The organism is Streptomyces sp. CA-250714, assembly GCF_050936705.1.
Classification (GTDB): Bacteria; Actinomycetota; Actinomycetes; order Streptomycetales; family Streptomycetaceae; genus Streptomyces.
This window is the reverse complement of the sequence record NZ_JBNJMI010000003.1, coordinates 45,326-62,925: the sequence shown is the minus strand read 5'-3', so window position 1 is coordinate 62,925 and position 17,600 is coordinate 45,326. Positions and strand designations below refer to the sequence as shown.

Here is a 17,600-nt window from a genome sequence, read left to right as displayed (position 1 = left end):
GGGGGCCGGGCCGGACACCCTCCAGGGGGACACTGCTCGAACTTGCAGAGCAGGCAGGCGCATTGGATGGATGCGTCCGTGCAGTTGAGGGAAGCTCGCCAACTGCCCATTGGGGCCACGACCGGTGACGCTGCGACATATGCCCCTCAGCCACCGGCAGTGCTACTGGAGGAGTAGAGTGCCCAACAGCATTGATCGTAAAGAGAAGTGGCCCCGTCGACCGGCCTTGGCAAGCCGGGAGGGGCCACGTGGCCGAGGGACCTTGTAGAGGGGGTCCGATCGGCCGGCCGAACACCCCTTGTACCCAAACCGAAGGGCGTCGACACAGTGACCAGGGTACCCCTGCATCTTCCCGGCTACACCGCACCCCACCGTGGTGCCACCGGCTGCCTGTGCAGCGGGTGGCCCTTCGGCGGGGTGTTTGTGCTGCGTGCGGGCACCCCGAAGCTCCCCTCGGATGAGGGGGTCGGGATGACGTAGGTGAGTTGGGGCGCCTTTGGCTGCCCCGGGCGCTCAGCTCAGGTGATTGGGAGATCACCTCACCTCAGCGCCCCTGTCCGACACCGAGTGGGCTTGGCGGAGCCCTCTCGAAGGGGTCGTCCGCTGGTTGGAGCCAGCAGACGGTTCGTAATCAGGTTTCGCCCCAGAAACCGAAGAAGCACCTAGTGCCCCTCAGGAGCCATCAGGCGCCCTTCTTCAGGAGCCATTGTGCATGACTGCCTGCGGGTTTGCCACTGTCGGCATGCCTGCACACTTCATTTCGGCCGCTGTGCACCCCAGTTCGTCACTCGCCCTGTGGGCGATGTCACACGGACTGGTGAGTGCATTTCGGCCTCTTTGGCGCGCGTATCTGCGCCAGCAACCACGCCCATGCTGACCTCGGGCGTCACGCCCCAGGGGGTTGGGCGGGCCACGATTTCATCGGCGGCTGTCACATTCGGCCGTTTCCGTGCCCGTTTCTGGGGCGTGATGATCGCGCGCGCCTGTGAGCCCTTCGGACGTTCCCTGCCCGCCGTCGGCCGGCCACGGCCGACCGAGCCGTCGAGTGGGCACGCCTGTGCAAACGCGCCCCGAGCGGGGCGGTTGTGTCGGGGAGAGGCGGTGCGGCGATGAGCTCCATGACGGCGCCCGCACGACCGCGGCTGATCCCTGGGCAGCGGCGCCGGGATGGGCCCCGTCTCGTGCCGGTGCAGGCCGGTCCCGTGCCCGAGTACGGCCCGGCGCACCCGCTCGCGCTGGCCGCCGGTATGCGTGCCCGGCTGCGTACCGTGGTGCACACGCTGCTGGCGCACCCTGATCTGGCCGGTGCGCCGGATCCGGTGAGGCTTGCTGTGCTGGTCCTGGCCTCGCGGACCAACGCCACCTCGTTGGAGGCGGAGGTCACCACGAGGGAGTTGGGTCAGTGGATCGGCCTGTCGGCAGAGCGTGCGAGCAAGGCGGTGGTCCGCCCACTGCGGGCCATGCCGATGGTGGATGTGGAGACCCGTCCTGGGGAGTACGCAGAAGACGCCGGTCTGCGGTGCCGCCTGCGTCCCTTGGCGGAGGCTTCCGACCGGGGCCTGCTCGGGCTGAGCAAGAAGGAGTTGGCGGTGCTGCACCGGCTCGTCGAAGCGGTGATGGCGCCGGGCTGGTTCCATCGGGACGGGAGGGTGACTCCGGCCGGGCTGCTGGGCTGCCGTACAGGCCGTGGGGCGGCCACGGACCGCCTGGCGCTGCTGCTCCTGGTCCTGGAGGCCGGCGAGGACGGGATTGTGCCGCTGTGCGGGGGCAGGGTCGACATCCGCCGCGGCCGGGTGGTGGCAACACTGGCCCGGCTGCTGGGCTGCAAGCGGGCGGGTGCCGAGGCGGTGTTGACCCGGCTGGAAGAGGCCGGTGCCGTTGCACGGCCTCGTCGTCGCACGGCCTCGGGCCTGCACCAGAAGAGCCAGCTCGTGGTGCCTGCGGTGGCCGCCGCGCACCGGTCCGTCACCGGCCGGGAGGACCGCCGCCATGCCCCGAGGCCCTTTGTTGCAGACCCCGACGATGCGACCGGGCCGGGTCAGCCGCCAACTGCGCCCGCGAAGCCGCAGGTCGTAACTGTGCCAGGCCCTGCGAGGCCCGAGAAGGCAGAGCCCGACGATGCGACCCCCCTTCACACCCATCACTCTCCTGGGGCTGGGCGTAGTAGGAAGAGTGATGGTGGTGGTGGGTTTTCCGGCGAAGCGCCGTCGGGGACCCCAGGTCGGCCGGGACGCGCGGGCGCGCGCGGGGAGCACCCTCGCCAAGCCGTGGCCGCGCACACGACTGCGGCCGGATCCGGGCTGGGCCCGCTTCCGCACAGGGGTGGTGGGGGCAGCGCGCTGCGCGCGGAAAAACACAACCCCCCAGCTCCCTCGACCGATCCTGTGGCCTGCCCGTTTCTGGGCCGGGTAGCCCGGAACCTGCCCCGCACCAGCGAGGTTCTCCAGCGATTGCTGCCCGAACCCACTGCGTACCAGCGGCGGTTGCTGGACCGGATGCTGGGTGGGCTGATCGCCGAGGGCGATGACGACGCGATGATCGCCTCACGGCTGCGCCAGCGCCTGGCCAAGCTGGTCACCGGTGACCCGGAGCGGCCCTACCGGTTCCGCCGCGACGCTCTGTCCTGGGCTCTGAGCATCGGCCTGCCCCTCTCACCCGGCGGCAGGACTCTCGTCCCCTGCGCCGTCGGCGGCTGCGAGGGGCGCATCTACGGTCGGGTTGCAGACCTGCGCATCCGTTGCGATGACTGCGAACTCGAGGCGCTCTCCCGGCTGGAAGCCGTCCAGGCCCGCCGTGCCATCGAAGCAGCCCTTGAAGCGCCCTTGCCGCCCCCCGCACCTGAGGTCACCAGGCCGGAACCGACGTCGGGCGACTCCCCTGCGGGGCCTGCAGGTTCCCCGGGGCTGTCTCACTGCCCGCAGCCGGGCGGGGAGGCCATGCTTCACATACCGCTGGTTGTCCGTGAGCAGATCGACCTGCTGGAGAGAATCGACCCGGCCGCCGCTCGCACCGCCCGTCGGGCCGCCGCCATCATGTACCGCCCCGACCCGCACGGCGAGGGTGGCGACCGTGCCCGCGAACGCGCCTGGGCCGCCTCGGCCTGGACCGCCGTGTTCGATCGCTACACCGACCAGCTCACCGCCCACTACGCACAGACCACCGCAGGAGCAGCGTGATCGCCCGCCCCGACAAGGAACGTCGAGCTGGATACTGCCGGCCTACAGCTCGGCGGACAGCGTCGTCAGCTCGGCCGCGTTTCGCGCGAGCCGGGCTTCCAGCTCGCTCGTCAGCCATCCCCGTTCCCCCCGGCCTGCCCAAGCCCCCACCAAGAACGGAGGATTACGGTTGGTGCCGTAACACACCGTGATGCTGCGGTGGACGAACGAGGGGACACAGGGGACACACATGGTGCGGGGGATTCCGGGAAACAAGCGCACGCACTGCGTCAGCGTGCGACTGAACTCCGACGAGCTGGAGCGCTGGCAAAAAGCGCGCCAGGGGACAGAACGCAAGGAACTCGGCGCCTGGGTCCGGGCAGTCGTCGAAGAATCCCTCAACGGACACCCCGGCCTCCCCGGTGACGTTCCTCGCGTGCCCCAGGTCAACGAGACCGCCTATGCGCAACTCGTACAGGCGGCGGAAAACCTGCGGAACCTCATGCGCCACGCCCAGGAACACGGCAGTCTCCCCGCTGACGCCGACGCGGTACTCGCCCAGCTCGGCAACGCGGCACTGCACGTACGCGGCCTGCCGGTGGCACCCGAGCGCGCAGCCGGACCGGCACAGTGATCGCGAAGATCACGAAAGGGCGACGCGCAGACCGCGCCCTCCGCTACGACTTCGGCCCCGGCCGCGACGAGGAACACGTCAACCCCCGCCTCATAACGGGCAACGTCCCCGGCACCGTCGACCAACTGGCACACCTCATCGACGCCCACACCGCCCGCCGCGCCGACGTGGCCCGTCCCATCTGGCGCTGCGCCCTGCGCACCGCCCCCGACGACCCGATCCTCCCGGACGCAACCTGGGCCCGGATTGCCGAGCGCTACGTCACCCGCATGGGATACGGCAACTGCCCCTGGGTCGCCGTGAGGCACGGCGAGGACCACATCCACCTCACCATCAGCCGCGTCGACTGGACCGGCTGGCTGGTCCGGGACGCCTTCGACTACCACCGCTCCTGGCCCGTCGTCCGCGACATCGAGCGCGTATGGAAGCTCGTCAACGCCGAAGAACGCAGCAACCGCATCGCCCCCCAGGTCACCCGCCCCGAACGCGCCGCAAGCCAGAACAGGGGAGCACCCCGCCCCGAGCGCGAGGAACTCCGCGCCCGCATACGCGCCGCCCGTGACGCGACCCGCGGCCAGGGCCAGAACGCCTTTGAACGCGCCCTCACCGAAGCAGGAGTGGACTGGCGCGCCCACAGCTCCCCCTCCACCGGCCAGGTGCGGGGCTACTCCTTCAGCATCCCTTCCTGGCGGGACCAGGAAGGCACCCAGATATGGGTAACCGCCTCCAAGGTCGCCAAGGACCTGAGCTGGCCCCAACTCCACGCTGCCCTGACCCCTGCCCCCGACCAGCCGCCGGGCCTCCAGAACTGAAGAGCTGTCCCAGACCGCTGACAGCGATCTGTCCCAGACCACTGTCAGTGCCGCACGAGACACTGGTGAGAGGGCCCATTACGCAGCCTGCCGCCACTTCGTGCAAACCATGCCAAGCGGAGGGACGCACCCGTGAGTCAGAACCGCGCCGACTTCGGCCCCGTGCAACTCGCCCGCTGGCTGGGCATCGAAGAACCACAGCTACGCCGCGCGCAGAACAGGGGACTGATCCCCCCACCGGACATCGACGACAAACGCTGGTCCTACGCCCTGGCGAAGACACTCCCGGACCGGATCGAGGCCATCTTGGCCGCACTCGAACTGAAGCAGGACCCCGCCCCACCCGTAACCACCCCCTCTGACGCCGGCAACCGACCCGCCGTCCCCCGGCCAAGCGCGGCGCAGCGACGCGAGACCTTCGGACCGGTGCAGCTCAGCCGCTATCTGGGCCTGAAGACCTGGCAGCTACAGCGCGCCCGGGAACGCGGCCTGGTCCCAGAGCCCGACACCGAGCAGAAGCGCTGGTCGAAGGAGCTGGCGCAAACCCTCCCCGACCGCGTCGAGGAGATCCTGACCATCGTCGGCGACCACCCCGGCCTCGGTTCGGAGAAGGCCGCAGAGCATCTCGCACAGCGCACCGGCCTGGAGGTGGAACGGGCCGACGTCCAACTGCTGGCCGAGCGCGGCGTGCTGCGCCCGGTCGGTGACTTCCGCGGATGGCCGCTGTACGCCCTCGAGGACCTGGACGCCCTCACCCCGGCGGACATCACCGCCGCCATATCCGATCGCCGCGCCTGGATCGAGGCGAGCCTCAGTAGCGAAGAGGCTGCGCAGCTGCTGGGTTGGCCCGTCGGAAAGTTCGAGGTCACCGCCGAACGCCACGGGCTGACCCCCGGCCGTTTCGGCCGCTACGCCCGTGCGGACGTAGAAGGTCTGTCCGCGCTGTAGCACTCCCTGAAAAGAGCCCCGAGAGAGCGGGGGAAGGCACCTGGCCTTCCCCCGCTCCTTTGTTTTTGCTCGACCTCCCCTCCCCTCCCCTCCCCTCCCTTCCCTCGTCCCCCCCTTTCCGCCCGTCGCCAACTCCTGGGAGGAGTGTGGGCGGTGCAGGAAGGGGAGAAGGGGAGCGAGCTATGCAATAGGGCTTCGCTTATGGGTGAGCGAATGCAGGGCTGTTGGGCTCGCGTTGCTCGGAGGTGGTGACCGGTTGCGGGTGGTGAGCTCCTGTCGCTGTCGGACGCGCGGGCAGGGCTGGACGGGGCGAGCGGAGGCGGGCGCTGGGGCAGGGCCGGGGCAGCAGCGTCTCTTCCCCCTGTCTTCCCCCGACGGGTGACCCGCTGACGTTGCGAATCGAACACCTTGCAGACGTGGGCGGGGTGTCAACCAGGGGCGTTTCTCACCCGGTTGACACCCCGCCCGGGTCTGCGTGGCTGCCGACATCGCAGCGCCAGCTATGGCGGGGATCCCGTGGCGGACTCGTCAGAAACGGAGTCACCAACGGCCGCAGGTCCTTCCCTGCCCCTTCTGCTCTGCTGTCGTTCCGTCCGGTGACGCCGCTTACGCGTTGAGGACAGACCCGAGGTCACGGTGGTGACCGACGAGGCGTTGGGCGCTCTCCCAAGACAGCAGCTGCGCTGTCGGACGACGATCGCGGGTGCCAGGCGGCGGGTCAGCGCTGGGGCGCTTCGGTCGCGGAAGGCCGGTGATGTGGCTACCCCGGGGGACCCACTGCGCAGTTGAGGGTTACCGGGGTCGAGGCGTTCAGCCAGGTCCTTTCCGGCCCTTGAGCCTGGCAGACCCGCTGGGGGGGCCGCAAGGGAAAGCACCTTGCGGCCCCCCCAGCGGGTCTGCCGTCCGGCTCGTGCCGGAAAGGACCCGGCTGGACGCCTCTTCGTGAGGAGGAGGTGTTGATGTGCGGTTCTCTCCCGAGTGGAGGGAGTCGCTCTCCTGCCCCAGAGCGGGGCGGGAGTTCAGCGGAAGGAGCACGACGTGAATGCACAGGTGCAGGCGACGCCTGCCCCGGCGAAGCCCGTTGCCGGGCTCGTCCTGGCGGTGCAGGAGCTGACCGTCGTCCAGGACCGGTACGACAGCCTCCGGTCCGACAACCAGGGCAGCTCCGGCGACGCCCCGTGGCCGGGTGGTGACGGCAACCTGAGCGACCACTGACGGTCCCGGTTTCGGCGGGGGTCGGCGCGATTCGTCGCGTCGGCCCCCGCCGGCTTTTCCGCACGACACGAGTGACTTCCAAGGGGGAAGAAGAAATGGAACACAAGTTGATCAAGGCGATCGAGACCGCGCTCGGGTGGAGCGGCCCGGACGAGATCGGGAAGAGCTTCGCACGGGGGAACGTCGGTGATACCGCGCTCCTCTCCGAGATCCTGACGCCGAACCGGCTGCTGGACATCGTGATGCGCAGGAGCCTCAACCGTCCGCAGTTCCGGCTCTTCCAGAACGGTGAGGAGGTGCACCCGGCGGTGTACTTCACCGACACCGTCAGCCCTCGGGGCCAGAGCATCCCGATGGTGAACATGGAGCGCCTGGGCGGGCTGCTGCGGGAGGGTGCGACGCTGATCATGGATCAGCTCAACACCTTCGACCCGAAGATGGAGGCCGCCTGCCGGGCTCTCCAGTGGTGGTCTCACGAGCGGGTGCAGGTGAATGTGTACCTGACCACGAACGAGGCGTCGGGCTTCCCGCTGCACTGGGACGACCACGACGTGGTGATCGTGCAGCTGGCGGGCGAGAAGGAGTGGGAGGTGCGGAACACCTCCCGGCCGGCGCCGATGTACCGGGACGCCGATCCCAACACCACTCCGAGCGAGGACATGGTGTGGGAGGGGGTCATGAAGCCGGGCGACGTCATGCACATCCCCCGGGGGTTCTGGCACCAGGCGACGCGTAACGGCAGCGGCTCCGGCTACAGCCTGCACGCGACGTTCGGCATCACGAAGCGCACGGGCGCGAGCTACCTCACGTGGCTGGCGGACTGGTGCAGGACGCGGGAGATCTTCCGGCACGACCTGGACCGGGCCCCGTGGGCGGACACGACGGCGCTTCAGGAGGCGGCTGCGGAGTTCATCCGTGCGAACCCTCCGGCCGACTACCTGGCGGCGTACGAGCAGCAGCCGTTCCCGACCCGGCACGTGCCTTTCGTGGACATCTTCGGGCCGCTCGAAGGGGTGGTGTGCACCACCCACTTCCGGCCGAAGGTCGAGCGGGAAGGGGCGGCGGTGAGCGTGACCGCCGCGGGACGGAAGATCCTCTTCGCCGAAGCGGCCATGCCCGCTCTGCAGCTGCTGCTGAGTGGTGGGCCGGTCAGCCTGGGCGCCGTCGAGGCGGCCGTGGGCTACGACGTGACGGAGATCGCCGAGACTCTGGTGAAGGAGGGACTGTGCGCGCCGCTGACCGACGAGTTGTCCTCGGGCTACACCGGTCTCGTCACGAGCCCGCTGTCCTGAGGGAGGCGCTGGACCTGGGAGTTGGGGCTCTCGATACGAGCTCCAACTACCTGGGTTTTCGTTCGCACGAGACGTTGGCGCGGGTCGCTGGTGATCTGCTGCCGCGGTTCAGGGTGTCGACGAAGGTCGGGTACTTTCCGGTGCCCGGCCGGCCGTCGGAGCACTCCCTGGATCCGGAGCGTCTGCGTGCGGCGGTGGAGCGCGCGGCCCAGGAGCTGGGGCGGGAGCCGGATGTGGTGTTCCTGCACAATCCGGAGCACAGCCTGTCCGCGGGTCCTGAGGCAGCGCGCCGCGAGCGGCTGGCGGCTGCCTGTTCGGTTCTGGAGGATGCCGCGTCGAGCGGCGTGTGCGGGTCCTGGGGCATCTCGTCCTGGGACCCGCGCCCTCTGGGCGCCCTCACCGGGGACGGGCTGCCGCGTCCTGACGTTCTGATGGTCCGTTCCGGTCTGCTGGTCAGGGCCGGGATCCTCGAAGCCGCCGATCTGCTCACCGCCCGTCTGCGTCCGTCGCAGGTGTGGGGGATGAGCCCCTTCGGCGGCAGTACAGCGGAGGACGTGTGGGGGCGGTTCGACCCACGGGTGTTCCTGCGTGAGGCGGAGCAGGCCACTGCGACGCAGGCAGCTTTCCGAGCTGCCTACCGTCTCCCCGCGGTTGACGCGGTGGCGGTCGGTACGGACAACCCCGCCCATCTGCGGGAGCTGGTCGATGCGCTGGCTCTTGAGGTGGACGAGGACGTCGTCGGCCAGTATCGCCGCCTTCTGCGGGATGCCGCCGATAGGAGTGAAGCCCGGCAGTGAGCCGGGCTGCGGGCCCGCACGCATACGCGGCGGGCCCGCGACTCCGTACGAAGGAAGGGCGCCACCAGTCGGCCGGACATGGAGACCATGTCCGGCCGGTTCTGGTCAGATGGAAGGGCCGGGCGTTCCCTCTGTTTCCGGTCGTGAGAGGGGCGACCACTGCTGTGGTGCGGGCCTCTGCGCCCCCCTTCCCGGTGCCTGAGCCTGCGCCACACCGGAACGGGGGGTCAACCGAGCAAAAGGCGCGCTCGGTTGACCCCGCGCCCCGGCGCGGCGCTGTCGGCCGATCACCGGGAAGGGGACCACAGAGCCCCGGGCCGCCGCAGCGGCCATCCCTCCCGGCCACAGTTACCAGGGGGCTCCAGGAAGGCGGACGGGACCTACGGCGACGACCAGCTCGTTCTCACGGAGGTCATCGTTCGCCGGAAGGCTGAGCAGCCGGTGGCCACGCCGAAGTTCCTGCAGGGCCTGGTGGGGGAGTAGCCATCCCCCGGGAGGGGGCGGCAGCTTGCCGCCCCCTCCCCAATTCGCAAGGGCGGTCCCTCACCCGAGGGGCCGCCCTCTTCGTTGCCTGAGGCCCGCCGTAGTGCGGGCCTTCCGGGTTTCCGGGCGGGCCAATTCCGGTCCGTCCTCAACAGTGAGGAGAGATCAAGTGAGTACCAACGTGGTTCTTCCGAGCGGTGTGCGTCGTTACGCGGTGCAGCCGTCGGTCGCGTGGGACGAGTGGGCGCGGCATGGGTTCGCGCCGCTGGAAGTGGTGGTGGAGACCGTCGTCGGGAGCGGCCAGCTGTTGCGGCTGGCGGGTCCTGCCCGGCAGAGCTGGCATTGGCGTTGGCGTTTCGGCCGCTGGGTGCCGATCAGTTCGGAGAAGGCCATGGCCATGACGGCCCGTGCGGTGCGTTCCCGGCAGACCGTCCCGGCCCGGGCGCTGCTGGTGGTGCGGGACAACCCGCAGGAGGTCGTCGCGAAGCTGGCGTGGGCGCCGGAGATGGCGCTCGGCGAGGTGCTGGCGTGGCTGGGCTGGCCCAGGGCACACGAGGTCGAGCGGCTGGTGAGTGTCCGGGAGCGGCTCCGGGCCCGCAGCAACGACTACTGGGTGCTGGAGGCGGCCATGGAGGCTCTGGGGCTGCCGGAGACCAGCCGTGGCCTTCCGGCGCTTCCCGGTATCAGCGTCGTCGTCTCGGCGCGGGGCGCGCAGAGCGTGCTGGCCGGAACGGTCGGAAGCATCATCGAGGCCGCAGGACGGCTTCCGGGTGGGACGCCGTGGGAGTGCGTCGTCGTGGACGAGATGAGCCAGACCCCCCTGTGGCTTCCCGAGGGGCTGCCGTCGCAGGTGCGGCTGGTGCGGGCCGCCAAGCGGATCTTCCGCGGTGGTGCCAGGAACCTGGGCCAGGAGCTGTCGAGTCACCCGGTGACGGTCTTCATCGACGACGACCTCCAGATGGCGCCCAACTACCTGCTGGAGCACGCGGTACGGCATCTGCTGTCGCCGTATCTGGTCACGGTCTCCGGCCGGATGGAGTACCTGGAGCCGACCGCTCCGACGCCGGAGCGTCTGCCGTACGGCAAGTCGGGTGCAGATGCGGGTGCTTTCCGGGGGCTGGGCGAGGTGAGTCCGGACGAGATGTACCGGCTGGTCCAGCGTGGCGACCTGGTGGTTTCGCGGCCGATGGCGGACATCGGTTTCCCGCCCGACTACGTGGGCCGTGGTCCGGAGGAGGGGACGTTCGTGGCGAAGGCGCTGGCCCGGGGCGCGTTCGTGGTGCCGGTTGCGGGGACCGGGGTGTTCCGCCGCGGTTACCGGCGTACCGGGGATCAGGAGGCGGTGCAGGCGGTGCAGGTCGACTGTTTCCTGGCGAACCTGGAGCGTCAGCGGCGGCACCTGGACGCGCCCGCCGACGGCGGGTGGGCCGCCACCCGGTGACGGGTGAGTGACCGGTGCTTCCGGCTCCCTCCGGGGGGCCGGAAGCACCGGCCCGTGCGCTTCTCCGTCAGCGGTCCGTGGTGGCCCCTGCCCGCCGCTTGCAGCGTGCCCCGGGGGTGGGGTGGCGGCAAACCGAAGAGCGGTTTGCCGCCACCGCCCCCCGGGGCTGATCGGCTGCGCCGGGCAGGGTCCACCACGGATCCCCTCCCTCTCAGGAGGCACCGCCCGGCACTGTCGAGAAGGAGAGTGTCATGGCGAAGCAGGGCGGTATGTGGACGGACGCCGGCGGTCACGAGCCCCGGCCCGCGCCTCCCCGTCCCGAGGACGGGGACGGGTCCGGCTCGGAGGAAGGCAGCTGAACTTCGGCTGAGCCGAGAGGTGTTGCAGGCCCCGGTACCGCCGATTGCGGCGGTACCGGGGCCTTCGGCGTGATTGCGGTGCGGCCGGTTGAGCCGGGGTGTTTTCCGATGCGCGGGTGGCTTGTGACGGCGGCAACGCGGCGGAACGCAGTCGCCCGTGATGCATGGCCGAGCGGACGGCTCAGCCATGCCCCGTGGCGTTCGCCGACGTACCGGCGGCGGACACCGACGGGTTCCCGACGTACAGCCACCGGGGCACCGGGGTGCCAGGGACGGTCCGCCCGCCTACGTGGTGGTCCTCTCCCGAAGGCAGGGGTGTGACCTGTGGTTGCCCTGGGTGCCTGTTCCCTTCCCGTCATGCGAGCCTGCACCACGCCGGGGCCGGGGGCAACCGCAAGAAAAGCGCGGTTGCCCCCGGCCCCGGCGCGGCGCGGACGGCCTGTGCCGGGAAGGGCACAGACGCCCAGGGCAGCCCGCACGGGCCGCTCCCCGGCTGTCTTCAGCGGAGGAGCTGTCATGTCGAGCGTGATCAACCGTTCTTACTGGTCCACGGAGTTCGACCGTTCTTACTGGCGCATGGGGTTCAACGGCGTGCTGGTGAGCGTCGCGTCCGTGGGGGACCCGAACGAGGGCAAGGGAACCGTCCTCCTGCAGGTGGAGGTGCCCCGGCAGGGGCAGCGGCCGTGGGAGTCGCGCTCGGACTCGTGGATCGTCAAGGTTCCGTCCGAGCAGCTGAAAGAGGCCCAGGCCATCTACCGCCCGGGCGGGGAGAGCGAGTCGGGTGAGCGGGGCAAGTCCCTGAGGGACGTGGAGTACCGGTGGGTCTCCGTCGAGTTCGGCCCCGGCTATCTCACGAAGTCCCGGCGGTTCGCCTGGCTGCGCCGTCTTCTGCGGCAGCCGCTCGAACTGGGCGACGTCAAGAGCGTCGAGTTCGGCCCCCTTTACGAGGACTCCCACGCCGGGGAAGCGGCGTAGGGCGCGAGCCCAGCACGGTGAAGGCCCCGGCCCCCACTTCGGTGGGGGCCGGGGCCTTTCCGTGTGTGGTGGCCCCGCGCCGGCGGGGCCGTCTGCGTTGGGCAGGGCCGGTCCCGGCCCACCTCCTCGACGGAGGCCTGGTCCGGAGCTTTGTCGTACGGAGTGCGCAAGCACGCGGCGTACGGGCCGGGGCCCTCATCCCCCGGGCAGGCGGGCCGGGTTCTGCCTGTCCGCGCGTGGCGGTTCCGTTCCTTGTGGGCTGTGCGGTGGCTGGTTCGTTGGCGGTGGGTCGTGTCCGGCCCTGCCCGCCGCTTGCAGCCATGCGGCAGGGGCGGGGTGGCCGCAAACGAAAAGCGCGTTTGCCCCCACTCCACCCCTGCCGCTGATCGGCTGCGCCGGGCAGGGCCGGACACGGCCCGCCTCCTCGACGGAGGCCACCGCCCGGCACAACCGAAGAAGGAGTACGCCCATGAAGGAGCAGGACGGTAAGGAGCAGGACGGTAAGGACACCGGCGGTCGCGGGTCCGACGACCTCCCCACCCTGAACCCGACTCGGCCTCGGCCTGGCGATGGCGGGTCCGGCTCGGGGGGCGGCGGCTGCTGAACCTCACCAGCCCGCTGAGTAGTTGGCCCTGGTGCCGCCGATCGCGGCGGCATCAGGGCCTTCGGCGTGAGGGGGCAAGACCGAGGCGAGCTGGGCGGCTTGGCGCCGGTGACCCGGTCTCCCGCCGTGGCCGGCGCTGCGTCTTCTCCGCGTCGACGCTCTGTTCCCGTACGCCCGTAGGGCTGTTGCGTCGTCGGCTGCCGCTCCCTGCGGGACGGGGTTGCTCTCTCCCCTCTCCCGTCGAGGGGGGGCGTTCTCGGGCGGGTCCGTGGGTGCCCCTGCCCGGCGCTTGCAGCCTGCCCGGGGGGTGGGGTGGCCGCAAACGAAAAGCGCGTTTGCCCCCACCCCACCCCCCGGGCTGATCGGCTGCGCCGGGCAGGGGCACTCACGGACCGCAGAGAGCGGCCTCCCCTCTCCGGCGGAGAGGAACGAGCTCATGAAAGCCACGCGGAAGAACTTCCTGCAGGCCCTGCAGGCGATGGCGACCCTGAACAACGCGTGCCCCCAGGGCGAGAACGGCGAGAGCTGCGTGTGGGTCCAGTTCGAGGGGTTCAAGCAGTGCGGCAGGTGCTACGCGACGGAGCAGACCGGCTGAACCGGTCGTCACCGGCTCCGGCGTCCGTCGCACTGTGACGGGCGCCGGGCCAGGGTTGCCCGCCCCCTCGGGGCGGGCAACCCGCGGTCTTCCACGTCAGCTTCAGACTCGCGCGCCCGAATGTCCGGCCCTCCACTGGGGGGCCGGCCGCGTCGGAGTCTTCCCCCTCCCGCCCCCACCCCCCTCTGTGCGTGGTCGCCCCTGGACGGTCAACGGGGTGGGTGTCCTGTTCGTTGGGCTGGGCGGGCGGCGAGTCCGGTCCTGTGCCGGGCTGGAGTGACGGAGCTGAGTATGCAGCGGTGGGTCGGCCGCTTCCTCCGTGGCGCTTCCGCCGCTCCGGCCTCTGTCGGCAGCGGTGAGTCCGGGTCTCTGCCGGGATTCTTGCTCGCCGCTTTGTGGGCTTGGTGCGCGTAGGCAGCCAGGAATTGCGTCAACTCAGACGTCACGGGCTTCACGTTGCAGCTGTCCCTTTGTCATGACCGAGTTGAGTGCGGGTGGTGGTCCCCTGTCCGACGCTTTGAGCCTGCGCCACGCCGGGGCGGGAGGCAACCGGGCTCGTTCCTCCCCCGGTTGCCTCCCGCCCCGGCGCAGCGCGGTCGGCACGCGTCGGACAGGGGACCACCACCCGTCGCAGAGAGCGGCGAGTCCCCTTCCAGAGGAGGGACCATGAACGAGGACCGCAAGCGGATCAAAAGGGTGGTCTTGGCCATCGTGGGCGTGCTCGTCGGCGTCCTGCTGATCGCGCAGTGCGCGGCCAGCAGCGATGGCCGTTGCAGCGATGACAGCCGCGGTGCCACGAGGGTGCAGGCGGCGGCGTTCTCCGCGTCGAAGTCCGGAGGAACGATCCTCAGCAAGCCCGTCCCGAAGCCGAAGTCGAACTCGAACTCGAACTCCGGCCGAGGCGGCGGCGGTGGCGGCGGCTTCTTCAGCATCTTCATCATCCACGACAACGACTGCGACTGAGTACGTCCCGGTCGACGCTCAGCTGCACGACGACGTGCAGCTGAGCGGCCGAGACCCCGGTGCCCGCCGGTTTTCCGGCGGGCACCGGGGTTTGTTCGTGTGCTGGCTCCTGGTCTCAGTACGGGACCGGCGCGGGGGTCGTTCGTCGGCGTGCGGCTTGCTTCCGTGCTGCCGACTGCTCGCTTGCGCGGGGGGTGGTTCCGTCGTTGGTGGGTCGTGTTCGGCCCTGCCCGCCGCTTGCAGCCTGCGGCGGGAGCCGGGGTGGCCGCAAGCCCGAAGGGCGTGGGCTTGCCCCCACCCCGCTCCCGCCGCTGATCGGCTGCGCCGGGCAGGGCCGAACACGGCCCACCTCCCTCTCGACGGAGGCCATCGCCCGGCACATCCGAGAAGGAGAGCACCATGTCGAACCAGTCCCCGCAGCCCCAGCCGGCCCCGCAGACCTGCAACGGGTGCGGGGGACAGAACGGTCAGCACAAGGAGATCCAGGTCGTCACCAACGACGATAAGAACAACGTCGTGAACAGGTCGGAACCCTGCAAGGGCGGCTGAGGCAAGGCGACAGGCCCTGGCGCCGTCGGACCCCGACGGCGCCAGGGCCTTTTCGTGTGGAGTGCGCAAGCAAGTGGTGCGGCATGGGGGTAGCTCGGTGGCGTGCGTGCCGTGATGGCGGTCTCGCGCCGGCGGGCAGCGGCGCGCCGCATCCCCGTATCCGTACGTCTTATCTGTTCGACCTGCATGGAGGTTTCAAGGCTATGAGTCGCTACCCACAACGCCGTCCAAGTCGCGCGGTCCGGCGGCAGCGCTACTACCGCGACCGTTCCGGTGTCGCCGGGTTCTTCCGCTGGTTCCTGGGCATCTTCGGCGACTTCGACTGAACGGTTGCGGCGCGGGCTCGGCCCGCGCCGCAACCGTGCTGTTCCGTCCGTCTGCTGTGCGTGCGCCGCCGAGGGATTTGCCGCCCGGGTCTCCGTTCGTCTGCTTCTGTTCGGGCGCTGGTTCGCCGCCCCGGTCCGCGTCGGGTGATGTCGGTTCATTTCCGTCCGGTCGCCTTGGGCTACGTGTCCGAGCTCTATGCCGTTCGCCGGGAGCCGGTGCCGTCTCTTCCGTTTCCCGTTCTGCCGTTGCGCAACGCGCCGGTTCTTCCCCCGGGTTCGGCTCCGCACCTGACTTCGCCTGCCGTGTCCGCAGTCGGCTCCTCGTCCGTCCTGCTCCTTCTCGACGGTGCGTCGGCGGTACCAGCCGTCGAGATGGGGCCCCTTGGCGGTCCCTTCCCGGCGTTCAAAAGCTGGGTCGGGGGGTGGGGTGGGGGCAAGCCCGAAGTGCGCGGGCTTGCCCCCACCCCACCCCCCGACCCCAAAGGGGCAGCGCCGGGCAGGGCCCACCAAGGGGCGGGCCCGAGACGGAGTCAACCGGCCCGGCACTACACGGAAGGAGTCCCGAGATGGGCGAGGAAGTCAAGATGGAGGTCGACGACAACAACACGCTCTGGCTCTGGACGGCCTCGGATGAATCGGAGTCCGGCGGAGAGCAGCAGGGCCAGGAGTCGCAGAGTGAGAAGAACTCCTGACTCCAGTGAGTGATACGGGCCCCGGTGCCGCCGAGATCGGCGGCACCGGGGCCCTTTTTTGTGTGTGAGGGCCGTGAGTACCTCGCCGTCGTGCAGCACGGGGCCGTGGTTTTGTTCCGTCCGCTGAGTGGAGCTGCTCGGCACGGCGCCGTACCCCCGGTACTCGCCGTGCCGAGCGGCCTCTCGGCCGGTTTCCCGGGCTTGTGCACCGAGCCGTTCGGCTGTTGTGCACATGCGAGTTCGCCGCTCTGTTCGGTCCGCCTTGAACGTCGCGGCTTCTGCCAAGGCAATGCCTTTCTTCCGCGGTGTCGGGTGTCTGGCTCTGTCTGCGGGGGCCCCTTGGTGACCCCTACCCGGCGCTCAAAAGCTGGGCCGGGAGGTGGGGTGGCCGCAAGCCCGAAGTGCGCGGCTTGCCCCCACCCCACCCCCCGGCCCTGAAGGGCGGCGCCGGGCAGGGCCCACCAAGGGGCGGGCCCCTCCGAAGACGGAGTCAGACGATGCCTGGCAGCCAAGAAGGGACGTCAGCCATGACGGACACGAGCCAGAGCGGCGCCTCCACCCAGAGCGGCGACAGCACGGATCTGGGGGTCCCGAACCTCGATGTGACGTACGAGGAGGCCAGCGAGCGCGTGGACGAGATCGTTGCGGATGTCTACGAGCGCGGGCAGCAGAGGGCCGAGGGCACCCGCAAGATCTGAACCCTCGCCGAGACCGACGGGTAGTAGGTCCCGGCGCCGCCATCGCGGCGGCGCCGGGACCCTTTTTTGTGTGCGGGTTGCTGGTTGGGTCAGACCGAGTGCGGGGCCTGGGCCGGTGTGGTGGCGGGGGGTTGTGCGGCCGGGGGTTCCGGGGCCGGGTGCGCAGTGGTTTCGGGGGGTGCGGGGGTTTCGGCTGCCGGGGCGCCCGGGTTGGTGTCCGGGGCCGCGTTGTCCTCGGCGTCTCCGTCTCCGTCCGCGTTCCTGTCCGCGTCGCGGTTGTGTGTGTTGAGGTAGTCCCGCACTTCGGCCGCGGTCAGGCCGAGGGCCGCGGCCACCTCGCGTCGGCCGCCGAACACGGCGACGGCCTCGGCGACTGCCTCGGCCACCTCGCGCCGGGCGTCCTCCAGTTTGGCTATGCGCTGGTCGAAGGTGGTGACCGTGGCGAGCTGAGCGGCCTGGCGCCGCTTGGCCTCCTCCAGTTCGCGCTTGTGCTGTTCGCGCAGCGCCTGGCGCCGTGCCTGAAGGCGTTCGTTGTGTCGTGACGTCATGCCTGCACATGCTTCACGCTCACCACGCCCGCCACAAGGTGCTTCTGATCTCCTGTGTGACCGCCACAGGCAAGGAGAGCGGCCGTGGCCGATGCTGGCTCAACTTCCGAGCAGGGCTGAGCCAACGGCCGGTGGGTTCTCCGGTGGGTTCTCCAGTGGTTTCTCCGGGGGTCTTTCCAGCGTGCGGGCTGCCGCATTGCGCGGGCTGGTTCGCCTCGTGGTGGGTGGTGCTCTTCCGGAGGCGTGTCGCACGGCGGGGGCCGAGGGTCTTTCGGTGTGCCCGGGCCGATGGCGTCCCTCAAGGTCCGGTGCCGCACATCGCCCGGTGACGGCCCGGGAGTGGGGCTCCGATGCCCCGCCGGAAACGCCCCGACATAGGAGCTTGACGGATACCGGAGGTACCGGGACTTGCTCCGCGGCGCCCCGGTACCTCCGGCACCCGTCCGGGCCCCCCTGCCGGGACGTTCCCGGCGGGGCATCGGAGCCCGTGTCTGTGGCTCCGAGCCTCCTATGA

Annotated in this window: 16 protein-coding genes; 15 read left to right on the top strand and 1 reads right to left on the bottom strand. The window is 70.3% G+C overall.

All coding sequences use genetic code 11. The features are described 5' to 3' along the window. The first annotated feature begins 1,109 nt into the window (after positions 1-1,109). From ACQEU8_RS35935 to ACQEU8_RS35865, 15 genes are all read left to right on the top strand, one after another. Entirely contained in the window at positions 1,110-3,176 is a 2,067-nt protein-coding gene (locus tag ACQEU8_RS35935; protein ID WP_433109078.1) for a hypothetical protein, read from the top strand. A 274-nt stretch (positions 3,177-3,450) separates the two neighbouring features. Beyond that, entirely contained in the window at positions 3,451-3,789 is a 339-nt protein-coding gene (locus ACQEU8_RS35930; protein ID WP_433109076.1) for a hypothetical protein, read from the top strand. After that, positions 3,786-4,601, top strand: coding sequence for a relaxase/mobilization nuclease domain-containing protein (locus tag ACQEU8_RS35925; RefSeq protein WP_433109074.1), 816 nt, complete (start codon positions 3,786-3,788; stop codon positions 4,599-4,601). Before ACQEU8_RS35930 ends, ACQEU8_RS35925 begins: the two co-directional genes overlap by 4 nt. Positions 4,602-4,733: 132 nt before the next feature. Next, complete coding sequence (locus ACQEU8_RS35920; RefSeq protein WP_433109072.1) at positions 4,734-5,549, top strand: hypothetical protein; 816 nt, start codon at positions 4,734-4,736, stop codon at positions 5,547-5,549. 1,038 nt (positions 5,550-6,587) lie between these two features. Further along, positions 6,588-6,764 carry a hypothetical protein gene (locus tag ACQEU8_RS35915; protein WP_433109106.1) on the top strand — a complete coding sequence of 59 codons (177 nt, stop codon included), beginning with the start codon at positions 6,588-6,590 and terminating at the stop codon, positions 6,762-6,764. A 95-nt stretch (positions 6,765-6,859) separates the two neighbouring features. After that, positions 6,860-8,056, top strand: a complete 1,197-nt coding sequence (locus ACQEU8_RS35910; protein ID WP_433109070.1) for a JmjC domain-containing protein — start codon at positions 6,860-6,862, stop codon at positions 8,054-8,056. Then, positions 8,053-8,853 (top strand): aldo/keto reductase, encoded by an 801-nt coding sequence (locus tag ACQEU8_RS35905; protein ID WP_433109102.1) that lies wholly within the window; start codon positions 8,053-8,055, stop codon positions 8,851-8,853. Before ACQEU8_RS35910 ends, ACQEU8_RS35905 begins: the two co-directional genes overlap by 4 nt. Positions 8,854-9,505: 652 nt before the next feature. Next, positions 9,506-10,777 (top strand): glycosyltransferase, encoded by a 1,272-nt coding sequence (locus tag ACQEU8_RS35900; protein ID WP_433109068.1) that lies wholly within the window; start codon positions 9,506-9,508, stop codon positions 10,775-10,777. Between the two features lie 875 nt (positions 10,778-11,652). Beyond that, positions 11,653-12,111 (top strand): hypothetical protein, encoded by a 459-nt coding sequence (locus tag ACQEU8_RS35895; RefSeq protein WP_433109066.1) that lies wholly within the window; start codon positions 11,653-11,655, stop codon positions 12,109-12,111. A 1,040-nt stretch (positions 12,112-13,151) separates the two neighbouring features. After that, positions 13,152-13,310, top strand: coding sequence for a hypothetical protein (locus ACQEU8_RS35890; RefSeq protein WP_433109064.1), 159 nt, complete (start codon positions 13,152-13,154; stop codon positions 13,308-13,310). Positions 13,311-13,976: 666 nt separating this feature from the next. Further along, positions 13,977-14,273 (top strand): hypothetical protein, encoded by a 297-nt coding sequence (locus tag ACQEU8_RS35885; protein ID WP_433109063.1) that lies wholly within the window; start codon positions 13,977-13,979, stop codon positions 14,271-14,273. A 399-nt stretch (positions 14,274-14,672) separates the two neighbouring features. Continuing rightward, on the top strand, positions 14,673-14,822 hold the full coding sequence (locus tag ACQEU8_RS35880) for a hypothetical protein (protein ID WP_433109061.1): 150 nt from the start codon (positions 14,673-14,675) through the stop codon (positions 14,820-14,822). 203 nt (positions 14,823-15,025) lie between these two features. Continuing rightward, a complete protein-coding gene (locus ACQEU8_RS35875; RefSeq protein WP_433109059.1) occupies positions 15,026-15,148 on the top strand; it encodes a hypothetical protein in 123 nt (40 codons plus the stop codon). A gap of 566 nt (positions 15,149-15,714) precedes the next feature. Beyond that, positions 15,715-15,840, top strand: coding sequence for a hypothetical protein (locus ACQEU8_RS35870; RefSeq protein ID WP_433109057.1), 126 nt, complete (start codon positions 15,715-15,717; stop codon positions 15,838-15,840). A gap of 527 nt (positions 15,841-16,367) precedes the next feature. After that, a complete protein-coding gene (locus ACQEU8_RS35865; protein ID WP_433109055.1) occupies positions 16,368-16,538 on the top strand; it encodes a hypothetical protein in 171 nt (56 codons plus the stop codon). A gap of 89 nt (positions 16,539-16,627) precedes the next feature. Here ACQEU8_RS35865 and ACQEU8_RS35860 read toward each other — a convergent pair whose 3' ends face one another. Continuing rightward, the gene (locus tag ACQEU8_RS35860) at positions 16,628-17,086 is read right to left on the bottom strand and encodes a hypothetical protein (RefSeq protein ID WP_433109054.1); all 459 of its coding nucleotides are present in this window, start codon (positions 17,084-17,086) and stop codon (positions 16,628-16,630) included. Positions 17,087-17,600: the final 514 nt, after the last annotated feature.

Excerpts from the sequence above, each read along its gene's own strand:
- ACQEU8_RS35885 (WP_433109063.1), top strand. The coding sequence starts at position 13,977 with ATGAACGAGGACCGCAAGCGGATCAAAAGGGTGGTCTTGGCCATCGTG.
- ACQEU8_RS35895 (WP_433109066.1), top strand. The coding sequence starts at position 11,653 with ATGTCGAGCGTGATCAACCGTTCTTACTGGTCCACGGAGTTCGACCGT.
- ACQEU8_RS35935 (WP_433109078.1), top strand. The coding sequence starts at position 1,110 with ATGAGCTCCATGACGGCGCCCGCACGACCGCGGCTGATCCCTGGGCAG.
- ACQEU8_RS35910 (WP_433109070.1), top strand. The coding sequence starts at position 6,860 with ATGGAACACAAGTTGATCAAGGCGATCGAGACCGCGCTCGGGTGGAGC.
- ACQEU8_RS35870 (WP_433109057.1), top strand. The coding sequence starts at position 15,715 with ATGGGCGAGGAAGTCAAGATGGAGGTCGACGACAACAACACGCTCTGG.
- ACQEU8_RS35860 (WP_433109054.1), bottom strand. The coding sequence starts at position 17,086 with ATGACGTCACGACACAACGAACGCCTTCAGGCACGGCGCCAGGCGCTG.
- ACQEU8_RS35880 (WP_433109061.1), top strand. The coding sequence starts at position 14,673 with ATGTCGAACCAGTCCCCGCAGCCCCAGCCGGCCCCGCAGACCTGCAAC.
- ACQEU8_RS35890 (WP_433109064.1), top strand. The coding sequence starts at position 13,152 with ATGAAAGCCACGCGGAAGAACTTCCTGCAGGCCCTGCAGGCGATGGCG.
- ACQEU8_RS35865 (WP_433109055.1), top strand. The coding sequence starts at position 16,368 with ATGACGGACACGAGCCAGAGCGGCGCCTCCACCCAGAGCGGCGACAGC.
- ACQEU8_RS35875 (WP_433109059.1), top strand. The coding sequence starts at position 15,026 with ATGAGTCGCTACCCACAACGCCGTCCAAGTCGCGCGGTCCGGCGGCAG.